This is a genomic window from Oleiphilus sp. HI0066, from assembly GCF_001635725.1.
Window position 1 is genome coordinate 1 of sequence record NZ_LWFH01001109.1, and the last position, 700, is coordinate 700.

1 protein-coding gene is annotated in these 700 nt (G+C 47.1%); it reads left to right on the forward strand.

All coding sequences use genetic code 11. The features are described 5' to 3' along the window. On the forward strand, window positions 1-700 hold a 700-nt coding region (locus A3738_RS14365), incomplete at both ends, for a penicillin-binding transpeptidase domain-containing protein (RefSeq protein ID WP_255376173.1).

The window sequence follows — 700 nt, forward strand, 5'->3', positions numbered from 1 at the left end:
TTTAATCGTGCTTTAGATGCAGATAGAGCCGTCGGCTCATTGATTAAACCAGCGATCTATTTGGCGGCACTTGAACAGCCAGAACAGTTTCAATTAGCGACTAAGATTACCGATGAACCATTCGTTCTTGAGTTTGAGAACGGTGATACGTGGACGCCAAGCAATTTTGATTCTGAGACGCATGGTGAGGTCGCGCTGGTTGAGGCATTGGCAAATTCTTACAACTTAGCGGCGGCCAGACTTGGCTTGCAGCTTGGTATGGATAGGGTGCGAGAAAGTTTGAGGCGACTAGGCGTGAACGAGGCGCTTAACCCTTACCCGTCATTGCTGCTGGGTGCTCAAGCGATGACGCCTTTCGATGTCGCAAAGTTTTATCAGACGATCGCGAGTAATGGTTTTAATATGCCCTTGCGAGCAATTCGTGAGGTGACAGATCACCAAGGTAATTTGTTGTCGCGATATCACTTTAATGTTGAGCAAGTGATTTCGCCTGAAGCGAGTTATCTGTTGCAGAGTGGCATGCAAGAGGTCATGCGTGCTGGCACTGGACGATCAGCTTATCGAACTTTGCCCACACAATTGCTGACAGCTGGAAAAACTGGAACAACAAATGATTTTCGAGATAGCTGGTTTGCCGGTTTTTCAGGGGATTACTTAGGCGTGTTTTGGCTTGGCAATGATCAAAATGAATCGATCGGTT